The following is a 268-nucleotide window of genomic DNA, read 5'->3' as shown; positions in this document are numbered from 1 at the left end:
TCTACATTATTCTTTTCTGCTAATTTCAATGTAAAAGTCCTTAATGATAATGTACCTAAAACTAATTCTTCCATTAAATTTCTATATTTTAGATCAAATAAAAGAACATTATTTCCTACATTTCCAACTGATCTTTCATATAATTTATTCTATATTCAATTCTTTCATAATAATTAAATTTTAATAAAATAAAATCTATATTTAATTTTGATATACCTTCTAAATCATGATGATTATATTCTGAAATTATTCCATATTCAGAGAACCA

Source organism: Candidatus Nanopusillus massiliensis, from assembly GCF_920984865.1.
The sequence above is the reverse complement of the archived record's forward strand: the minus strand, read 5'-3'. Positions refer to the sequence as shown.